Annotated in this window: 15 protein-coding genes; 1 reads left to right on the top strand and 14 read right to left on the bottom strand. The window is 45.3% G+C overall.

Annotation, left to right across the window (positions count from 1 at the left end):
* Window positions 1-6: 6 nt before the first annotated feature.
* The 10 genes from G5B11_RS06570 to G5B11_RS06525 all read right to left on the bottom strand — a co-directional run bounded on the left by G5B11_RS06570 (window position 7) and on the right by G5B11_RS06525 (window position 11502).
* Window positions 7-840 (bottom strand): toll/interleukin-1 receptor domain-containing protein, encoded by an 834-nt coding sequence (locus tag G5B11_RS06570; protein WP_244092936.1) that lies wholly within the window; start codon window positions 838-840, stop codon window positions 7-9.
* Complete coding sequence (brxC, locus tag G5B11_RS06565; RefSeq protein ID WP_173727293.1) at window positions 830-4483, bottom strand: BREX system P-loop protein BrxC; 3654 nt, start codon at window positions 4481-4483, stop codon at window positions 830-832. Before brxC ends, G5B11_RS06570 begins: the two co-directional genes overlap by 11 nt.
* 18 nt (window positions 4484-4501) lie before the next feature.
* The gene (locus G5B11_RS06560) at window positions 4502-5122 is read right to left on the bottom strand and encodes a DUF1788 domain-containing protein (RefSeq protein ID WP_173727292.1); all 621 of its coding nucleotides are present in this window, start codon (window positions 5120-5122) and stop codon (window positions 4502-4504) included.
* 1 nt (window position 5123) lies between these two features.
* Window positions 5124-5732, bottom strand: a complete 609-nt coding sequence (locus G5B11_RS06555) for a DUF1819 family protein (RefSeq protein ID WP_173727291.1) — start codon at window positions 5730-5732, stop codon at window positions 5124-5126.
* Window positions 5713-5940 carry a helix-turn-helix domain-containing protein gene (locus tag G5B11_RS06550; protein ID WP_002576387.1) on the bottom strand — a complete coding sequence of 76 codons (228 nt, stop codon included), beginning with the start codon at window positions 5938-5940 and terminating at the stop codon, window positions 5713-5715. Before G5B11_RS06550 ends, G5B11_RS06555 begins: the two co-directional genes overlap by 20 nt.
* Window positions 5941-6196: 256 nt before the next feature.
* Entirely contained in the window at window positions 6197-7156 is a 960-nt protein-coding gene (locus tag G5B11_RS06545) for a transglutaminase-like domain-containing protein (RefSeq protein WP_173727290.1), read from the bottom strand.
* Window positions 7143-8036, bottom strand: coding sequence for an SH3 domain-containing protein (locus tag G5B11_RS06540; protein WP_173727289.1), 894 nt, complete (start codon window positions 8034-8036; stop codon window positions 7143-7145). Before G5B11_RS06540 ends, G5B11_RS06545 begins: the two co-directional genes overlap by 14 nt.
* A 51-nt stretch (window positions 8037-8087) precedes the next feature.
* The gene (locus tag G5B11_RS06535) at window positions 8088-9500 is read right to left on the bottom strand and encodes an alginate O-acetyltransferase AlgX-related protein (RefSeq protein ID WP_173727288.1); all 1413 of its coding nucleotides are present in this window, start codon (window positions 9498-9500) and stop codon (window positions 8088-8090) included.
* Window positions 9501-9513: 13 nt separating this feature from the next.
* Window positions 9514-10818 (bottom strand): MBOAT family O-acyltransferase, encoded by a 1305-nt coding sequence (locus G5B11_RS06530; protein ID WP_330603086.1) that lies wholly within the window; start codon window positions 10816-10818, stop codon window positions 9514-9516.
* 93 nt (window positions 10819-10911) lie between these two features.
* Window positions 10912-11502, bottom strand: a complete 591-nt coding sequence (locus G5B11_RS06525; protein WP_173727286.1) for a transglutaminase domain-containing protein — start codon at window positions 11500-11502, stop codon at window positions 10912-10914.
* Between the two features lie 313 nt (window positions 11503-11815).
* On the opposite strand from G5B11_RS06525, the gene G5B11_RS06520 reads away from it, so the two are divergent.
* Window positions 11816-11968 (top strand): hypothetical protein, encoded by a 153-nt coding sequence (locus G5B11_RS06520; RefSeq protein ID WP_173727285.1) that lies wholly within the window; start codon window positions 11816-11818, stop codon window positions 11966-11968.
* Window positions 11969-11993: 25 nt separating this feature from the next.
* Here the strand turns inward: G5B11_RS06520 and spoIVA are convergent, their stop codons facing one another.
* The 4 genes from spoIVA to G5B11_RS06500 all read right to left on the bottom strand — a co-directional run.
* On the bottom strand, window positions 11994-13460 hold the full coding sequence (spoIVA, locus tag G5B11_RS06515; protein ID WP_173727284.1) for a stage IV sporulation protein A: 1467 nt from the start codon (window positions 13458-13460) through the stop codon (window positions 11994-11996).
* 345 nt (window positions 13461-13805) lie between these two features.
* The gene (locus tag G5B11_RS06510; RefSeq protein WP_158420435.1) at window positions 13806-14657 is read right to left on the bottom strand and encodes a bifunctional 5,10-methylenetetrahydrofolate dehydrogenase/5,10-methenyltetrahydrofolate cyclohydrolase; all 852 of its coding nucleotides are present in this window, start codon (window positions 14655-14657) and stop codon (window positions 13806-13808) included.
* A gap of 37 nt (window positions 14658-14694) precedes the next feature.
* The gene (locus G5B11_RS06505) at window positions 14695-15324 is read right to left on the bottom strand and encodes a cyclodeaminase/cyclohydrolase family protein (RefSeq protein ID WP_158420436.1); all 630 of its coding nucleotides are present in this window, start codon (window positions 15322-15324) and stop codon (window positions 14695-14697) included.
* Between the two features lie 52 nt (window positions 15325-15376).
* The coding region (locus tag G5B11_RS06500) for a formate--tetrahydrofolate ligase (RefSeq protein WP_173727283.1) at window positions 15377-15522 on the bottom strand (146 nt) is incomplete at its 5' end.

Here is a 15522-nt window from a genome sequence, read left to right as displayed (position 1 = left end):
TTCCTCTTATTGAATAAGCTGGATAAACTGCTCTGCCAGCTCATCTATCGTAAAGTCTGCTGTCTTCAACGCCACCATATCTGCCAGAATCGGGCTATATTGCTTGACCGTATCTTTTGACACATTGTGCCAAACCGGAAGAATCACTTTTCTTCCCTCTTCCTGTTTTGCAAAAAGGCCATTCAATTCTTTTCCTGTCCAAAATTTTTTGAAATAAATTTCCGATAGTACAACAATACCATACCGTGAATGCACTAAACCATCATCAATGGACTGACGCAAACTATCCCCAACTTGCATGGCGTACTTATCTAACCACACCTTTGCGCCCTTAGCTATAAGAGCATCCGCAAGCGGTTTTGCTACGGTTTCTTTATCTTCCCATGCATGGGAAATAAAGAAATCATATTCTTTCGTTCCAATCTCCTCCTGCATTTTTTCTGTCTCCTCAACTAATTTCCGTTGATTATTCAAAGCCTCATTCTGCCTTTTGGTCATTTCCTGAAATACTTTATCCTGTTCCTTCTGTAACAGAGCCTGCTGTTTTGCCAACTCTGTCTTCTTTTTCGCCGCTTTCTCTTGCAGTTCTGCCTGCTTCTTTCTTGACTTCTCCGCTTTTTCACTATCGGATGATATTGATTTCAACTTTGTCTTTAACATACTCGGCGAAGTATTCTTTGTTATTGATTTTTGCGTCCTACTAGCTGATGTTAAATATCCGCATTCCTTTTTAGCCTCATCTGTATACGCTTTATTTAACCGTGTAATTTCAGACTGCAATGACTTTATCTTACTTTCAATTTGACTTATTGACAAAAAGATTCCTCCTTTACAGTTCAATGTTGACGATTGTGTCTTCGTCCATCTCTTTCAGCAGGTTTTCGCGCAATGCAGCAAGGTATTTATCAACATCATCCTTGCTCTCCAGCCGCCACGAAGCAGTCTTGGCAACCGTCTTGATGGAAACATTCTTCGTGGTGCGCACCTTATATACCGGCTGTGGTTCTGCCACCTTTTCTTCCGGTTTCACGGTCTCGCCGCGCTTTTTCGCCTCTTCTTCCTGACGCTTGCGCTCTGCCTCGGCCTTTGCTGCTGCTTCCTGCACAAGGCGAATGTCCTCTGCGTTCATCTCGTTGAGCAGGCGCAGCTTCAGTGCCTCCGCCTTATCTGCATAGCTGCGCAGAGTGGAGACATTGTTGCAGTGCTCCGCACCGTCCATGATCTCCTTAAAGAGTTCCAGATAACGGTTAAACTTTGCATCCTTATAGGGCTTGGTGTTCAGCACTTCAAAGACACGGTTCCGATCCTGATTGATGGAATCCTTGACCGGCTCTGCCTGCTCTTCCAGAATGCGCATATAGCAGTTCATAAACTTCTCGCGCAGCTCCGGCAGCTTCGGAATCTCCTTGTAGGGCTTCGCCATCCGGACGATGGTACGCATCTTAGCCACCACGTCTTCCAGTTCTGCATCCACGATGTAGGTCTTACTGTCCTCGTAGATATTCAGCATATCCAGCGCACGAGTGAAGATAGTCAGCTGTTCACTGCCAAAGAAATCTCGGATAGGCTCATAGTCTTCGCCAAAATCCATCAGATCGTCCTGCTCGTCAAATACAGTCTTAAAGAATTCAAGCGGTGCCTGAATCTGTACTAGTGCGGAAAGCCGCTTCTTGCCCTTTTCTAGAAGTTCTTTTCCGGGATAGGTGTAATTCTCATATTTCGGTTCCATCCGCTCAATCTCGGTGATCCGATTCTCACAGTAGTGCTGGAAGTTCTTCATGATGGTATCTTCGTCATCGGCAGGCGGTGCCACCTTGAACAGCTCTTTCATCACGGTGCGGACGGCCTTTTTCTGGTTTTCCGGCACACGGACGCGCACTTCCGTCAGCAGCTTATCCACAAACTGCTTCTTCGTGATGTAGCCGATGATTTCTTCCTCGGAACGGTTGTTCAGATTGACGCTCTCACCGTTGACCGTAAAGGACAGGTCTCCACGCTTAAAAAGCCGTGCCACCAGCCAATGGATATCATCTTCTACAAAGCCATAGGGTGCTTTCATAAAGCGATCCTTGATGGTTTTCATAGAAGTTTTCATGTGCATCCGGGAATTGCCCGCCACGAATTGCAGCACATCATCCAGCGCGTGAACATTGGATTCTCCGGTATCTCCCAGTGCCAGTGACAGCTGATTGCTGGTCTTGAACATCTTCCGGATGTCTGCTTCGCCCATCGCTGCGTCAATGTAGGACAGCTTGTGGTAAACCGTCTGCACCAATCTTCCGATTGCCTCGTTGATGCGGCTGGTCACTTCCTTGCCGGAAGTGTGCAGCACATCGCCATTGACATAGATGGTAGCCTCTTTCAGAGCTTCCGTCAGATAAAGCTTGGCGTTACCGTTGCGTTCCCGCATCTCCACGCGCTTTGCTTCCTTAATGGTCTCATACTTGGCAAGCTGCACAGAAGTATTCTTGCGCAGGAACCGCTCAATTTTCAAGTATGCCCGCATTTCCGTCAGGAACGCATCATCGTTCGGCAGAACCACAAGGACTTCCTTGCCCTGGCCGGAGAGCAGGCGCAGCGTACCATCATCGGTGCCGCCCTCATACCATGGGGTCAGCACACGGAGGCCGATATCGTAATTCTGGTTTGCCTTATAGGGGCGGTCATCCACTGTCTGATTGAAGGAGAACGCATACCGCCCACCAAAGCTGGGGTACTGATACTTCTTGCTGGAGAAAATGTCCTCATAGATCATCTCCGCAATCTTCGTGATGACCTCCGGCATCTCTACATTTTCTTTTTCGATTTCGTTGTTAATTTCCTGTTCTTCATCGGTCAGGAATACATAGATGGAGCCATTCTTCTGGATCAGCATCTGGCGCATCAGCACTTTCAGTGCATCTTCCACCTGTGCTTTCAGAGAGATGCGATCATCGTCAATGTTGGTAATCATCAGGCTGACGATGTTGTCCACGTTGGCTTCGATCTCCAGAACATATTTAATCAGGAAAAGGGTCTTCAACACATTGATCGCAAAGACATCTTTTTCCTTATTTTCCGGGTTGATATAGCTGTTATCATAAGCGCGGATAATCACGCTGCTGTGGCTGTGGTCGAGGAAGTTCTCCAATGCATCATAGAACCGATAGAACGGCACGATTGCCCCCATCTCATCGTCCATCAGCTGCATGGCAGACTCTTTGAACAGAGCCAGCATGGAACGTTCACCTTCGGACAGGTGCTTGCCGGATGCACCGTGGGTACGGATGCTGGTCAGTACACTTGCAAGCAAATTAAACTGGTACGGAACAAAAGGATAAACCTCTGCAAAATCTTCAGCGTTGGCGTACAATTTTTTCTCCACACCGTCATTGAAGACAATCAGATTTTTGATAATGGTTGCTTTCTGGTCATAGAGCAGACGCAGGCTCTGTGCTGCGGTCTCAGTCTTATCCAGAATACGCTTTTTGATAACAGCGTCTACATTGGCAGAGGACAGAGAAAGGCGTGTATCGAAACGTCCCTGAATCTTGGAAAAGTCGTTACCCTTCACCTTGGTAATGGAGTCGATATCCTGCTGGCTCGTTACGATTACCCAAGCCTTACCCATGCATTCCTTGCCCAGTTCTTCCGTCACTGTCTGAAGGTTCAACATCAGCTTGGAATCATCACCAATGTACTGACCGATCTCATCTACAAGGAAAACAACATGGTGGTTGTTACCTTTTTTATCAATATAGGACTTCACACGCTTGGCAAAATCCTCAATGCTGATCTGGTAGCTCTCGGTTGCTTTCTCACACCAGTTACGGGCAGCCGATTCGCTCATGAAATCCATGTCAGAAAGAACATTGACAACGGAATCCTGAATGAAATCGAAGTCCTGACGAGAGCTTTCCCACGGATCGCCATACTCTTCTTCAAACTTTTCCTTAAACTCTTCAAAACGACCTTCCTCGGAAAGCCTGCGCTCCAGGTCAGCAAGGTGCGGCATGGAACCGCAGAAGCCCTGCATCTCATTGAAAACCTTCAGGAATACGTTCACAATGGCATCTTTATTCTCCTTGCCATTAGAATCGCTTTTGGAATCAATGTTGAAAAGAATTACGTCCGATGGGGTGTTTGCTGCCAGCTGCATATCTGCCAGCACCATTTGATTGGTAATCTTCTGATCTTCGATAAAGTAGTCGATGGCATGTTTGTCTCCGACCTGTTTATTCTGAAGCAGATAGGACAAAATTTTCAGGAAATGAGATTTACCACTTCCAAAGAAGCCGGAAATCCAGACACCCATTTTCGGTGTGGTTCCCTGAATACCTTTTTTATATGCTGCAAAGAAATCTGCAAAATGACGCTGAAGCTCACGGGTCACAACATACTCTTCCAGCTCCTGCGCTACATTCGTTTCTTCACCCTGACCAACAATGATAACGCCCTGTATCTCACGGTCAATTTTCTTTCGGAACATGTCCTTGATCTGCATAACAGTTTCCTCCATCCATTACTTTACCAGTCGGAATGCCCGGTAATAGTTATCGTCTTTAATCTCATTGAACAGGATCAGCTCCTGCTCATTATAAGTTCCCGGAAAGAACATCACGACCGGGCAGCGCACAAACGCCTGGTGCAAGTTGTTAAGCACCTTGTGGGAGCGCAAAATCGGATAGCACTTGCCGATACCGGTCAGGAACACAACAGCATTCTCCGGCGTATGTTCTTTGATATATTGCACGATCAGGCTGTCATCGTCATTTACCTTCATGGAGTTGGTCACTGCCTTGACGATACGCTCGATTCCTCGCTTTTTTTCAAAGTCATAGCACTTTTCCATGAAGTTTTTCTTTTCCAAAAAGTCAATGATGATATCATACAGGTCAAAGACCACAAGCTCAAAATCATCATCGCCCCGGTCGTTCTTATTTTTCAGATACTCTACACGCTCCCGAACTTCCAGTTCCTTTTCCGGTGGATAATCAAACACCCAATAGTTGACCTCATTTGCACGGCCTGTTCCTTTTCGGAAAGATGGCTTATGGATTGCAAGCTCCATCTCATCCAGTCTTTGGCTTAAATGGCCCAGGCCACCCTCTCTTTCTCCTGCGGAGAAATTCACCTTGTCCATTTCATCTTACCCCCGTCAGTGTTTTTACCATGATGCCAAGGTCATGGTCATAAAGCCAATGCTCAAATGCAATATCAAGAATTGGCTTCAGTATTTTTCTTGTGCTGTTTGCCCGGTTGCTTTCTAAAATCCCAGCTTCATAAAGCTGCGTTTTATAGCAGGAGCCGAGGCGGTGCAGCGTATAGTCTTGAAGAGAAGCCACTTTCTCACTCTGTTCCTGCTTATTTTTGAAGAATATCCGGATATCTGCATCCGTCAGCTCGTCGGAACCAAGAATCATTTTTTCCCGCACTACTTCATACACGAAATCAAAGAACAGCGTGTCATGCAAAAGAGCCGCAGTCAGCACAAATAATTTTTGTGTAGCAAGATCACTGCTCAGAAAGATTGGGTAAAAGCTTTCATCTAATGTCTTGATACGGGCTGTTACGGTAGAATAAATCTGCTGCGCTCGTAGTTTTGTCGGTGCGCCATAAATGTTTGTCTCTTCATTCAACTTTTTAATGTCTGCAAAGCTCTTACCCTCACTCAAAAGCTGCACGGTTTTCCGAAATTCCATGAACCAGAACGAAAATTTCACGGCTCCGGCACTATACGGTTTTCTTTCCATCTTCGTTCTCTCCATTTCCGGATTTTGTTTTAATGTATCTGCCGCTTTTGATTCTGGCATCCTTCGGCTTTTCGGCGTTAATAGGAATGACCCACTGATGGCCTAAACGCTCGGCACCATCAATTCGCCCTTCCGTGCATAATGTCTGTACTCTCCTTGTGCAGATTCCCCATTTTTCAGAAGCCTGCTTAATCGTCATGAAATCCATACGGAACCTCTTTTTCGATGTCTAAAGTCACTCGCAGCAAGTTAAAATTTTTCATTTATATTCTACTCCAAGAAACGAACATAATCAATCGAATTTTCTTCCAAATTTTGAACGATTATCTTAGAACCACTTTCTGCAAGCAGGGATCCATGTCCATTACTATCTAAAAAAACACCCAGGAAGAAAACTCCCTGGATGCTTTTTAAAATCTTTATAAAAATTTTCTCAGATGCTTTTGAAAGTCTTACCTGATCTGTCAGAAATCCACGATCTGGCTGATCTGATGGTTAATATTATAGCTGCCGCTGCCGTATACTCCTCGATACCAGCCTGCTGCATGGGCTTCCGGATCATAATAAGCTCCGTTAATGATCACCCAGCAATGGCGGGTCATACCATCTCCGGCGCCGTCTCTTGTACCGGAAACACGGCCGGCTACCACCTTAGGGCTAAATCCGGCTTCTTTTGCAAGAGCTGCAAAAGCACAGGCATAACCATAACAGTTTCCTCTGCTGGTAGCCAGTGTATTTAATGCACACCTTCTCTGCCATCCTGCTGCAGTGCCCGGATACCATCCATAATAATAAACATTATTTACCACATAATTCCAGCAGGCATTCAGTTTCTGATAACTGGTCATGCTGTCATTTGTGATCCTGGACAAGATCTTCATGGTCTGCATCTTCAGCTGGGAATTGGTATCGTTTACTGCATAGCCTTTCTTCCCAAAGGTAATTCCGTCATATACACGGTTCTTACACAGCCTGCCTTTAGGATCACCTCTGTAAAGACGGTTGTTCAGCACAAACCAGCCCACAATGGCGTGACCCTTGCGGTCCACATAGTACAGGTTCTGTCCCACCTTTACAACAGATGGCTTCTTAGGGCGCATCAGCTTACCTTCCAGATTAAATACATACACATACCGGCCTCTTTTCATGCTGTTTGTCACTGCATGACCCTTCGCATTAAAGAAGTAACGGTTAGAGCCAATATTCACCCACCGGTTCCGGATTTTTTTTCCTTTTTTGTAATAGCAGTAGTATCTGCCTTCTTTTAAAAGGCCCTTCTTTACTACAGGTGTTTCCTGGGAAACGGTTTCCTGGGGAGCTTCTTCTGAAGCATAAACCTGGCCGGCACCAAGGGGCAGAAGAACTGCCCCGCAAAGTACCATAAAACATCTCTTCAAGCTTCTGTGAAAATCAATAGTTCTCATATGTCACACTTCCGTCAGACCAGGTGATTTCATAATATCCGTGCCCGCTTCCATCGCAGTCATCATATGCCTGCCTGCTTACTTCTGTTTTCTGAGCCGGCTGTGCTGCCGCTGCGGCTGCCTGCTGTTGTGCTGCCTGAGCTGCTGCCGCTGCGGCTGCCTGAGCTGCTGCTGCATCTGCTTCCTGTTTTGCTTTTACCAGTGCATCTACCGCTGCCTTGTCCTCTGTCAGATAGCTGTGGAATACATAGCCTGTATCATCCCCATTCTCTACCTTGAACCATCCCGGAACTGCTGCAATCACTTTAAATTCATCGCCAAGTGCTGCAACCTTTAAGGATTCAGACTCCTTGTCAGCCTCTTTACGTACATGCACATTGGCAGATACGTACATGGTGATAGGCTCATCAAAGGTACGCTCGTCTGCAGTCTCTGCCGCTTCCTGATCCTTGCCGCTTTCATCCTTATAATTGATGTACAGAAATTCATAGGAATTCACAAGGACTGCATCTTTCCATTTGTCTACAGTTACATCCTGGAAAGTATGCTCTGTACCATCTTCCTCTGTAAGCACAAGATCCATCTTTGCTTCTTTGGAAGCATCTGCAGTTTCTTCGCTGTTATCTGCTTCTTCGCTGTCATCTGCTGCAGCTTCTACAAGCTTTGCCTCTTTGATGGTCTGTGTTGTCTGATTGGTTACTGATAACTCTCCTCCGTCAAAGGCAATCGTAAAATCCTCTGCGGTTGCTTCTCCATCACTGTCCTGTGCCTCCGCTTCCTGTGCTGCTGCGTCCTCAGCAAATACGGCTGCCGGTGCAGAAACTGCAAGGGAAGCAGCTGTCATAATACTTAAAAATGCTTTCACGCTTTTCATCTTCATGATTTGTTCCTCCTTTAGAGCCTTTTTTTGCAGGCTTAATCCTTTGAAGCCCTATGCTGCAGGCTCAAATGTGTGACTGTAAATAATATGATATCCCTGGTCGTCCTTGGTCACAACCTCCAGGTTGTTTTCGCCCGGAGCCAGTGATGCAGAATAAAGATACAGACAAAAGCCTCCATCATCCAGTGTGCCGTCCTCCAGCTTCACATCTACAGGGAAGGCTTCATATACACCAGCCTGATTGATCCGCAGATAGATCTGGGTATCTGTATCCAGATATTCCGGCTTGATCCTTCCTGTGATCTGTACCATAGTTCCAACGTTCTTAGATGCCAGATCAGTGGCTCCGTCCTCAGCATCCTGGTTCAGCAGGCTTTCCGGTACAACCGCCGGTCCGGCCATCACCGGTGCTGACGCAGCCATCTCAGGCAGGAATCTTTCTGCCCTCTCCACAACAACTGTATCTGCCCCTGTGGTATCAATATCACTAAGCTGATATGGGATACCTCTTGAAAAATATGCATTGGCATAAGCATCTGCCATAAAAGGCAGCAGTGCATTTCCAAAAGAATCCCTGTACATCACCAGACTATCGGATTTCACCGGATTGACAGTAGTGATCTTAGGATCAAAATTGCTGCCCACCTCTCCTACATACGCATAGGTGGTCTGACGGTCATAATAAACCTCATCCTCAAGCTGAGGCATGGAGGGATACAGCATAGTATCCAGATCCCCTTCAAAGTCTGTACGTACCTGATATGGCTCCTCGTCCCAGGAATCATGCTCCTTTTCAAGAGTATCCAAAAGCAGGTCTGAAGCCATGGCAGCTCCTTTATTATTCCAATGGGAATCCCTCTTATGATACAAAGTTTCATCCTGTGACAAAAGCATATGGTACAGATCTGCGTAATGGACGCCTTCACTGGAAAGCCAGGGTACCAGCCTGTCCAGATTCTTCTCATCTGAAACCTTTACCTTATCATAGTAAGGCATATGTTCATCATACAGCGAATTTTTATTTGGTGCAACTGTAAAAAGAAAATCCACATTTCTTCCTTCCAGATAGGTCTGCATCATGGAAAGAGTATGTGCAATATTAAAAAGGCTTCTCTCAGAAAGCGGGTCTGTGCCCAGATAATCAGAAAGGGAATCCTTATAATAAAGCCATCCGTCAGTACCCTGGATCACACCGGACGCGGTGGATACGCCAAGAACTTTGCCATTTACCACAGCATTGGCTGTAACCAGCTCATTACGGAATGCAAAATGATCCTGGAAGTAGTCTCCTGCCTGGGAAAGCCAGTCAAAATTAATGCTTCCATCCTCTGTCTTGAAGGAAGGAAATTCTGCCAGGGTACGGTTCTCTGAAGAGCTTTCCTGGTGGGTAAAAAACATGCCCACAGAAGGAACAAGACAGATTCCAAAAAACAGAATACTGTATAATATTTTACTTTTCTTCATTTGTCATGTCCTCCTAGAAACGGAAATAAATAAATGGATTATAGGTACCGCCAGCAAGACTTAAAATGCAAAGAAGAAGTCCTGCAAAGCTAAGCAGGGAAACAAGCACCTCATAGCCCCTGCATTTCTTCAGGGAAGCATTTACAGGGGTAGCTGCAATAACCGCACACACCAGTGTTACCAGATAAACCGGTGTCAGTTGCTGAAGTACAAGGCTTACAGCGGATGTTGAAAAAGAAAATCCTGTAAACATCTGCTTAAGCCAGAAAACGCCCTGTCCCATAGTTTCTGCCCTAAAAAATACAAATCCGATGCACACTACCAGCAGAGCATATATATGCTGGAAAAAGCCTTTTACCTTACCACCCTTTTTCACAATGGCTGGTACATACTCTTCCAGCATAAGGAACAAGCCGTGATAAACACCCCAGAAAAGGAAGTTGATGGCTGCCCCGTGCCATATACCGGTAGCCAGAAATACAATCATCTTGTTGATCACTGTCCTGGTGCGACCCTTACGGTTGCCGCCAAGGGGTATGTACAAATATTCCTTGAACCATCCGGAAAGAGAAATATGCCATCTTCTCCAGAACTCTTTAATGCTGCTGCTGATATAAGGATAATTGAAGTTCTCTTTGAAATGAAAACCAAACATCCATCCAAGACCGATAGCCATATCACTGTATCCGCTGAAATCAAAATAAATCTGCAGCATATAGGAAATGGCACCTGCCCATGCTCCCAGGATATTGATCTGAGACGCTGCCGCCCCGAAAAGGTTATCTGCCACAAGTCCCATGGTATTGGCGATCAGAACCTTTTTACAAAGACCTGCTGCAAACCTGCGGATCCCTGTAAAGGTTCCCTCCAGTGTCTGAGTCCTTGTATTTACCTCAACCTCTATGTCATGGTATTTTACTATAGGTCCTGCGATCAGCTGCGGGAAAAAGGATACATAGAGAAGTACCTTGCCAAAATTCTTCTGTGCCTTTGTGGTACCGCGGTATACATCGATCACATAAGACAATGCCTGGAAAGTAAAAAATGAAATACCGATAGGCATACGTATCTGCGGTACTGGAACTGCCGCACCTGTAATAGAATTAAATGAACTGATTAAAAATCCTGTGTATTTGAAAATGATAAGAACTGCAAGATTGGCAAGCACAGCTGCCACGACCCAAACCTTTTTGTGACCCGGATCCCGCTCTACAAGCCAGGCAAACAGATAATTAAAAAAGGATGACCCTATAAGAAGCAGTACATAAACCGGCTCTCCATATGCATAGAAAAGGAGACTGGCAATAACCAGTAACATATTTTTGGCCCGCATCCCCGGAAGAAGGAGATGCAGACCAAAGGTTACCGGCAAAAAAATACACAAAAAAATCATAGAACTGAAAACCATCTTTTAGATCTCCACGTTAATGTAATTTGTCGGTTTGTATTTTTTATTCTTCACTGTAGAAAGCTTAACCTTGGACCATTTGGTACCATTGATCTTCTGCTTGGATGCTACAGCTGCTGCATTGGCATCATAAACATACCAGGTGCGCCCGATCTTCACTTCAACCCATGCATGAGGCTGCCAGTTGGTCTTCTTAATGAAGTTGCTGGTACCAAAGCCAATACGTACCGGATATCCGGTTGCTTTCTTTGCACAGAATGCAAGAGCTGCAGCATAATGATAACAGCTTCCTCTTCTGGATTTCAGCATCTGCTTTGCAAAATTAATCTCCCATTTCTTAGTTGTGGCAGGCTTGAATCCAAGGGGTGCTCTGCCATATTTAAGCTTTGATACATAAGTAAACACTCTGTTAAGTGCTACTGTCTTGGATGTGGAAGATGTGATCTTACGGTTCTTCATCACCTTGGTAACTGCAGTCTGAAGCTGCTTGTCAGCCTTGGATGTACGGGTCGCAGCAGATACAGGTACCAGTGTCCCAAACACCATGCACAGTACCAGAACCAATACTGCAAGTTTCTTGCTGAACTTTTTCATGTTCATTTCCCTCCTGAAAATTTAGTTATCGATTACAGAATGCCTGGCATAAAGCAATAAACAGCAAACCATGGCATATCTTTTATGAATTATAGCACAGGGTTTTCTCAAAGTCTATACTGGTTGTAAATTTATTGTGTACTATATTACTCTTGTATTTAATCACCTGTTTCTGTATCATATGTATAAAAAATGCTGAAAAGGAAACCCTTAGAAATAAATCCTATGAATAGTAATATTTGTAACTGTCACCTGCTTATCACAGTCAGATTCTGTCAGGCTGCTCGACTTGAATTTTTCAGGAGGTATATGCATGCTAGTGTTTCTTTTTCTATTCTTTCTGCTGCAGTCCCTGGTACTGTGCTGCTGCCTTGCAGCCGGCAATGACCTGGATTCCCAGCTTCTGTCAGACAGAGAACAAATGGAATTTCTGTCTGCATGGGCAAAAAAACACGCCCCCCGCTAGGGGCGTGCCACACAGAGAAAAGCCTTTATATAATAATGCAGACAATTCCGCCTTTGCTGTCGTTGACGATCTTCTGCATGGTGTCCTGCAGCTTTAACTGACTTTCCTGACTGATAGAAGAAATCTTACTGCGAATACCATCCTGCACCAGTTGTTCAATGGATTTGCCGAATATATTTGTTTCCCAGATCCCATCTTCACCGGATGCATTATCGCCAATATAGGTGATCAGATCCTTTGCCTGCTGCTCAGTTCCTACGATGGGGGCGATCTCGGTTTCGATCTCTGCCCGGATCATATGGATGGATGGGCTTTTAGACCTGATCTTTACCCCGTATTTGTTTCCCTGACGGATCACAGCCGGTTCTTCCAGACGGATTTCTGAAAGCTGAGGCACTACCACCCCGTAGCCGCAGCTGCGTACTGATTCCAGTGCTTCTTTTACTTTTACATATTCTTCCCTCATGCCGGAAAGCTCTTTCATGGTATTAACCAAATCATACTGGCTTTCCAGGGGAACCTTGCAAAGCTCACTTAACATCTGATAGTAATATTTATCATCCACATCTACCCGTATAGATACCTTTCCGTTGGAAAGGCTGCATTCTTCCAGAAATGTATCTCTTACATAAGGCCCATCCAGATGAATGCCTCCACACAGATCACGGATATGAGTCATCTTTTTCATCAACTCCCGGATCTGTGCCAGGATCTGGCTTTTTACCGGATGATCTAATGGCAGCATTTCAACCCATTTGGGGATAAAAAAACTCACCTCACTAACTGGAAATTCATACAGTATTTTTTCCAGTATTCTGGTAATGTCTTCTTTCCGCAGCTGTTCACAATTGGCAGGCACAACGGCTGTCTGATACTTCTCCTTAAGATCTTTTGCAAGCCTTATGGTTTCTTCTTTATATGGCATCTGGGAATTCAGGATCACCAGGAACGGTTTGCCCTGATTTTTCAATTCTTTAACGGCAGCTTCTTCTGCTTCCCGGAAGTTTTCCCTTGGGATCTCCCCAAAGCTTCCGTCAGCAGTGACCACAAGTCCAATGGTAGAATGCTGCTGGATCACCTTTCTGGTACCCTCTTCTGCTGCTTCATGGAAGGGAATCGGCTTTGAAAACCATGGTGTTTTTACCATTCGCTCTTTACCGTCCTCAATATGGCCGGAAGCATCTTTTACCAGAAATCCTACACAGTCGATCAGCCGTACCCTTACCTTCTGATCTCCTTCCAGTGTAACTTCCACTGCGTCCTTTGGAATAAATTTAGGCTCCACAGTGGTGATCATTTTACCTATTCCGCTTAATGGCAGCTGATCCCGTACTTCTGCCTGCTTTTTCTCCTCCATTCCGGGAAGTGCCACCAGTTCCATAAACCTTCGTATAAATGTGGATTTTCCAGTGCGGACAGGTCCTACGACCCCTATGTATATATCTCCGCCGGTCCTGGCCTGGATATCCCGGTACACCTGAAAATTTTCCATAGAAAAAGCCCCCTTGCACAAATCATTCACACACAGTCCCATGTACTGTTATAATGCCGGGGGCAAATGCCCCCAAGTTCAAGTCGAGCAGCCGCGAGACTTGGCGCGTGATTCTGGTCAGCGTAAGCTGACATATTCTTTACAGAATCACTGCGCATCCTCGCGGAGCGTTTATCTCAGTCGGAGATTGGACTCCCACTGAGACGAACTTGCTGTTACTCACCACCTGAAAGAGGTGGGAGTCTTCTCGACTGAGATAACACCTGCGGATTGCTTTGTACTATCCGCTTCCACAATCCTGGTATCTTGTTACATATTTATGCAAAAAGGCTTCGATCTATTCTTTTATTTTGTTTTTCTCATTGCTGCTTCTACAACATGTCCTACAAGTACAGAAGTAGTCACGCTTCCAACTCCGCCAGGAACCGGTGTGATGGCATCTACGATTGGCTCAACAGCCGGGTAGTCAACGTCTCCGCAAAGCTTTCCTTCTGCATTTACGTTAATACCTACATCAATAATGGTCTGACCTTCTCTTACATACTCAGCGCCAACAACACCTGCACGGCCTGCTGCAACGATAATGATATCTGCTTCTCTTGCCACAGACGGCATATCTACGGTTCTTGTATGACAAATGGTAACCGTTGCATTTTTCTTTACAAGCATCATAGCTGCCGGTTTTCCAACAACAAGGCTTCTTCCGATCACAACTGCTTTCTTGCCTGTGCAGTCAATACCATAATGATCCAGGATCTCCATGCATGCCTGTGGTGTACATGGCGGGAAGCCAAGCTTCTTGCCTGTAAATACACCTGACATGGAAAGATCTGTCATACAGTCAACATCTTTCTCCGGTGCAAGTGCGTTCTCGATCACTGCCTGATCCAGATGCTTTGGAAGAGGACGGAATAACAGAACGCCATGGATCTTGTCATTTTTGTTTACATCATCGATCACTTTCAGCAATTCTTCCTGAGCCACATCCTCCGGAAGAAGGATCTTCTCACATGCAACTCCAAGAGTTTCACACCTTTTTGTTGCGCCTCTCTCGTAGGAAATATCACTTGGATTCTCACCTACACGGATAATGCACAGAGTAGGATTTACACCTTTTGCCTGAAGAGCTGCCACATCTGCTTTAATACGCTCATTTAATGCAGCAGTTACTTCTTTACCTAATAACTGTTTAGCCATTTTGATTATCTCCTTATATTATATAAATAATTATAAATTATTTCAGTCTGGCAAGCACACTGTCAAAAGTCTCATCTGCAAGCTTTGTATATTTCTCAAGCATTGCATCGGCTTTTGCGTTCAGCTCTTCTGCATATGCACGGTCAGCCATGGATTTTGTATTGATATACACATTCAAGCTTGCCCCTTTTAAAGCTGCCTTACAGAAGGTAGCTGCAACACCGGCATCGCTGATCGCCAGCTTGGAACCTTTTGCTGCAAACTCTTTGATCAGATCCAGTGCCTCACAGCATTTTTCCATGATCTCCATAGGTACAGAGCAGGCATCCTTTAATACGATGGCCATAACTCTTGCTTTCTCAGCCTTCTCTTCTTCTGTCTCTTTGGGCATGCCGTAAGCTTTTGATAATGGCTCAAAAACCTCTGCATCACGCTCGATCAGACGAAGGAAATCTTTCTGAAGCTGATCACATTTCCCTTTCAGCTCCCACATTTCCTCTTCTACATCTGCATATTTCTTCTTGCCTACAGTAAGACTGCCTACCATGTTGCCAAGAGCTGTACCAACAGCTCCCACAAGGGCTGATGCTCCGCCGCCGCCTGGAACCGGAGCCTTGGAAGCTAATACTTCCACGAATTCAGTACATGTACTGGTTGAAAAACCCATCTTTTTGTTCTCCTTTGCCTTTAGAATATTCCCAAATTATTTCATTTTGACCTTAGAATAATCCGGTGATCTTTCCTGTTTCGTCTACATCGATCTTCTCAGCAGCCGGTACCTTGGGAAGTCCTGGCATGGTCATGATCTCGCCGGTAAGTGCTACGATGAAGCCGGCACCTGCAGAAATCTTCAGGTTACGTACTG

Origin of the sequence: Blautia glucerasea (assembly GCF_013304385.1) — a bacterium.
GTDB classification, from domain to species: Bacteria; Bacillota; Clostridia; order Lachnospirales; family Lachnospiraceae; genus Blautia_A; species Blautia_A ammoniilytica.
Note: the sequence above shows the minus strand (reverse complement) of the source record. Positions and strands in the feature narration are given on the sequence as shown.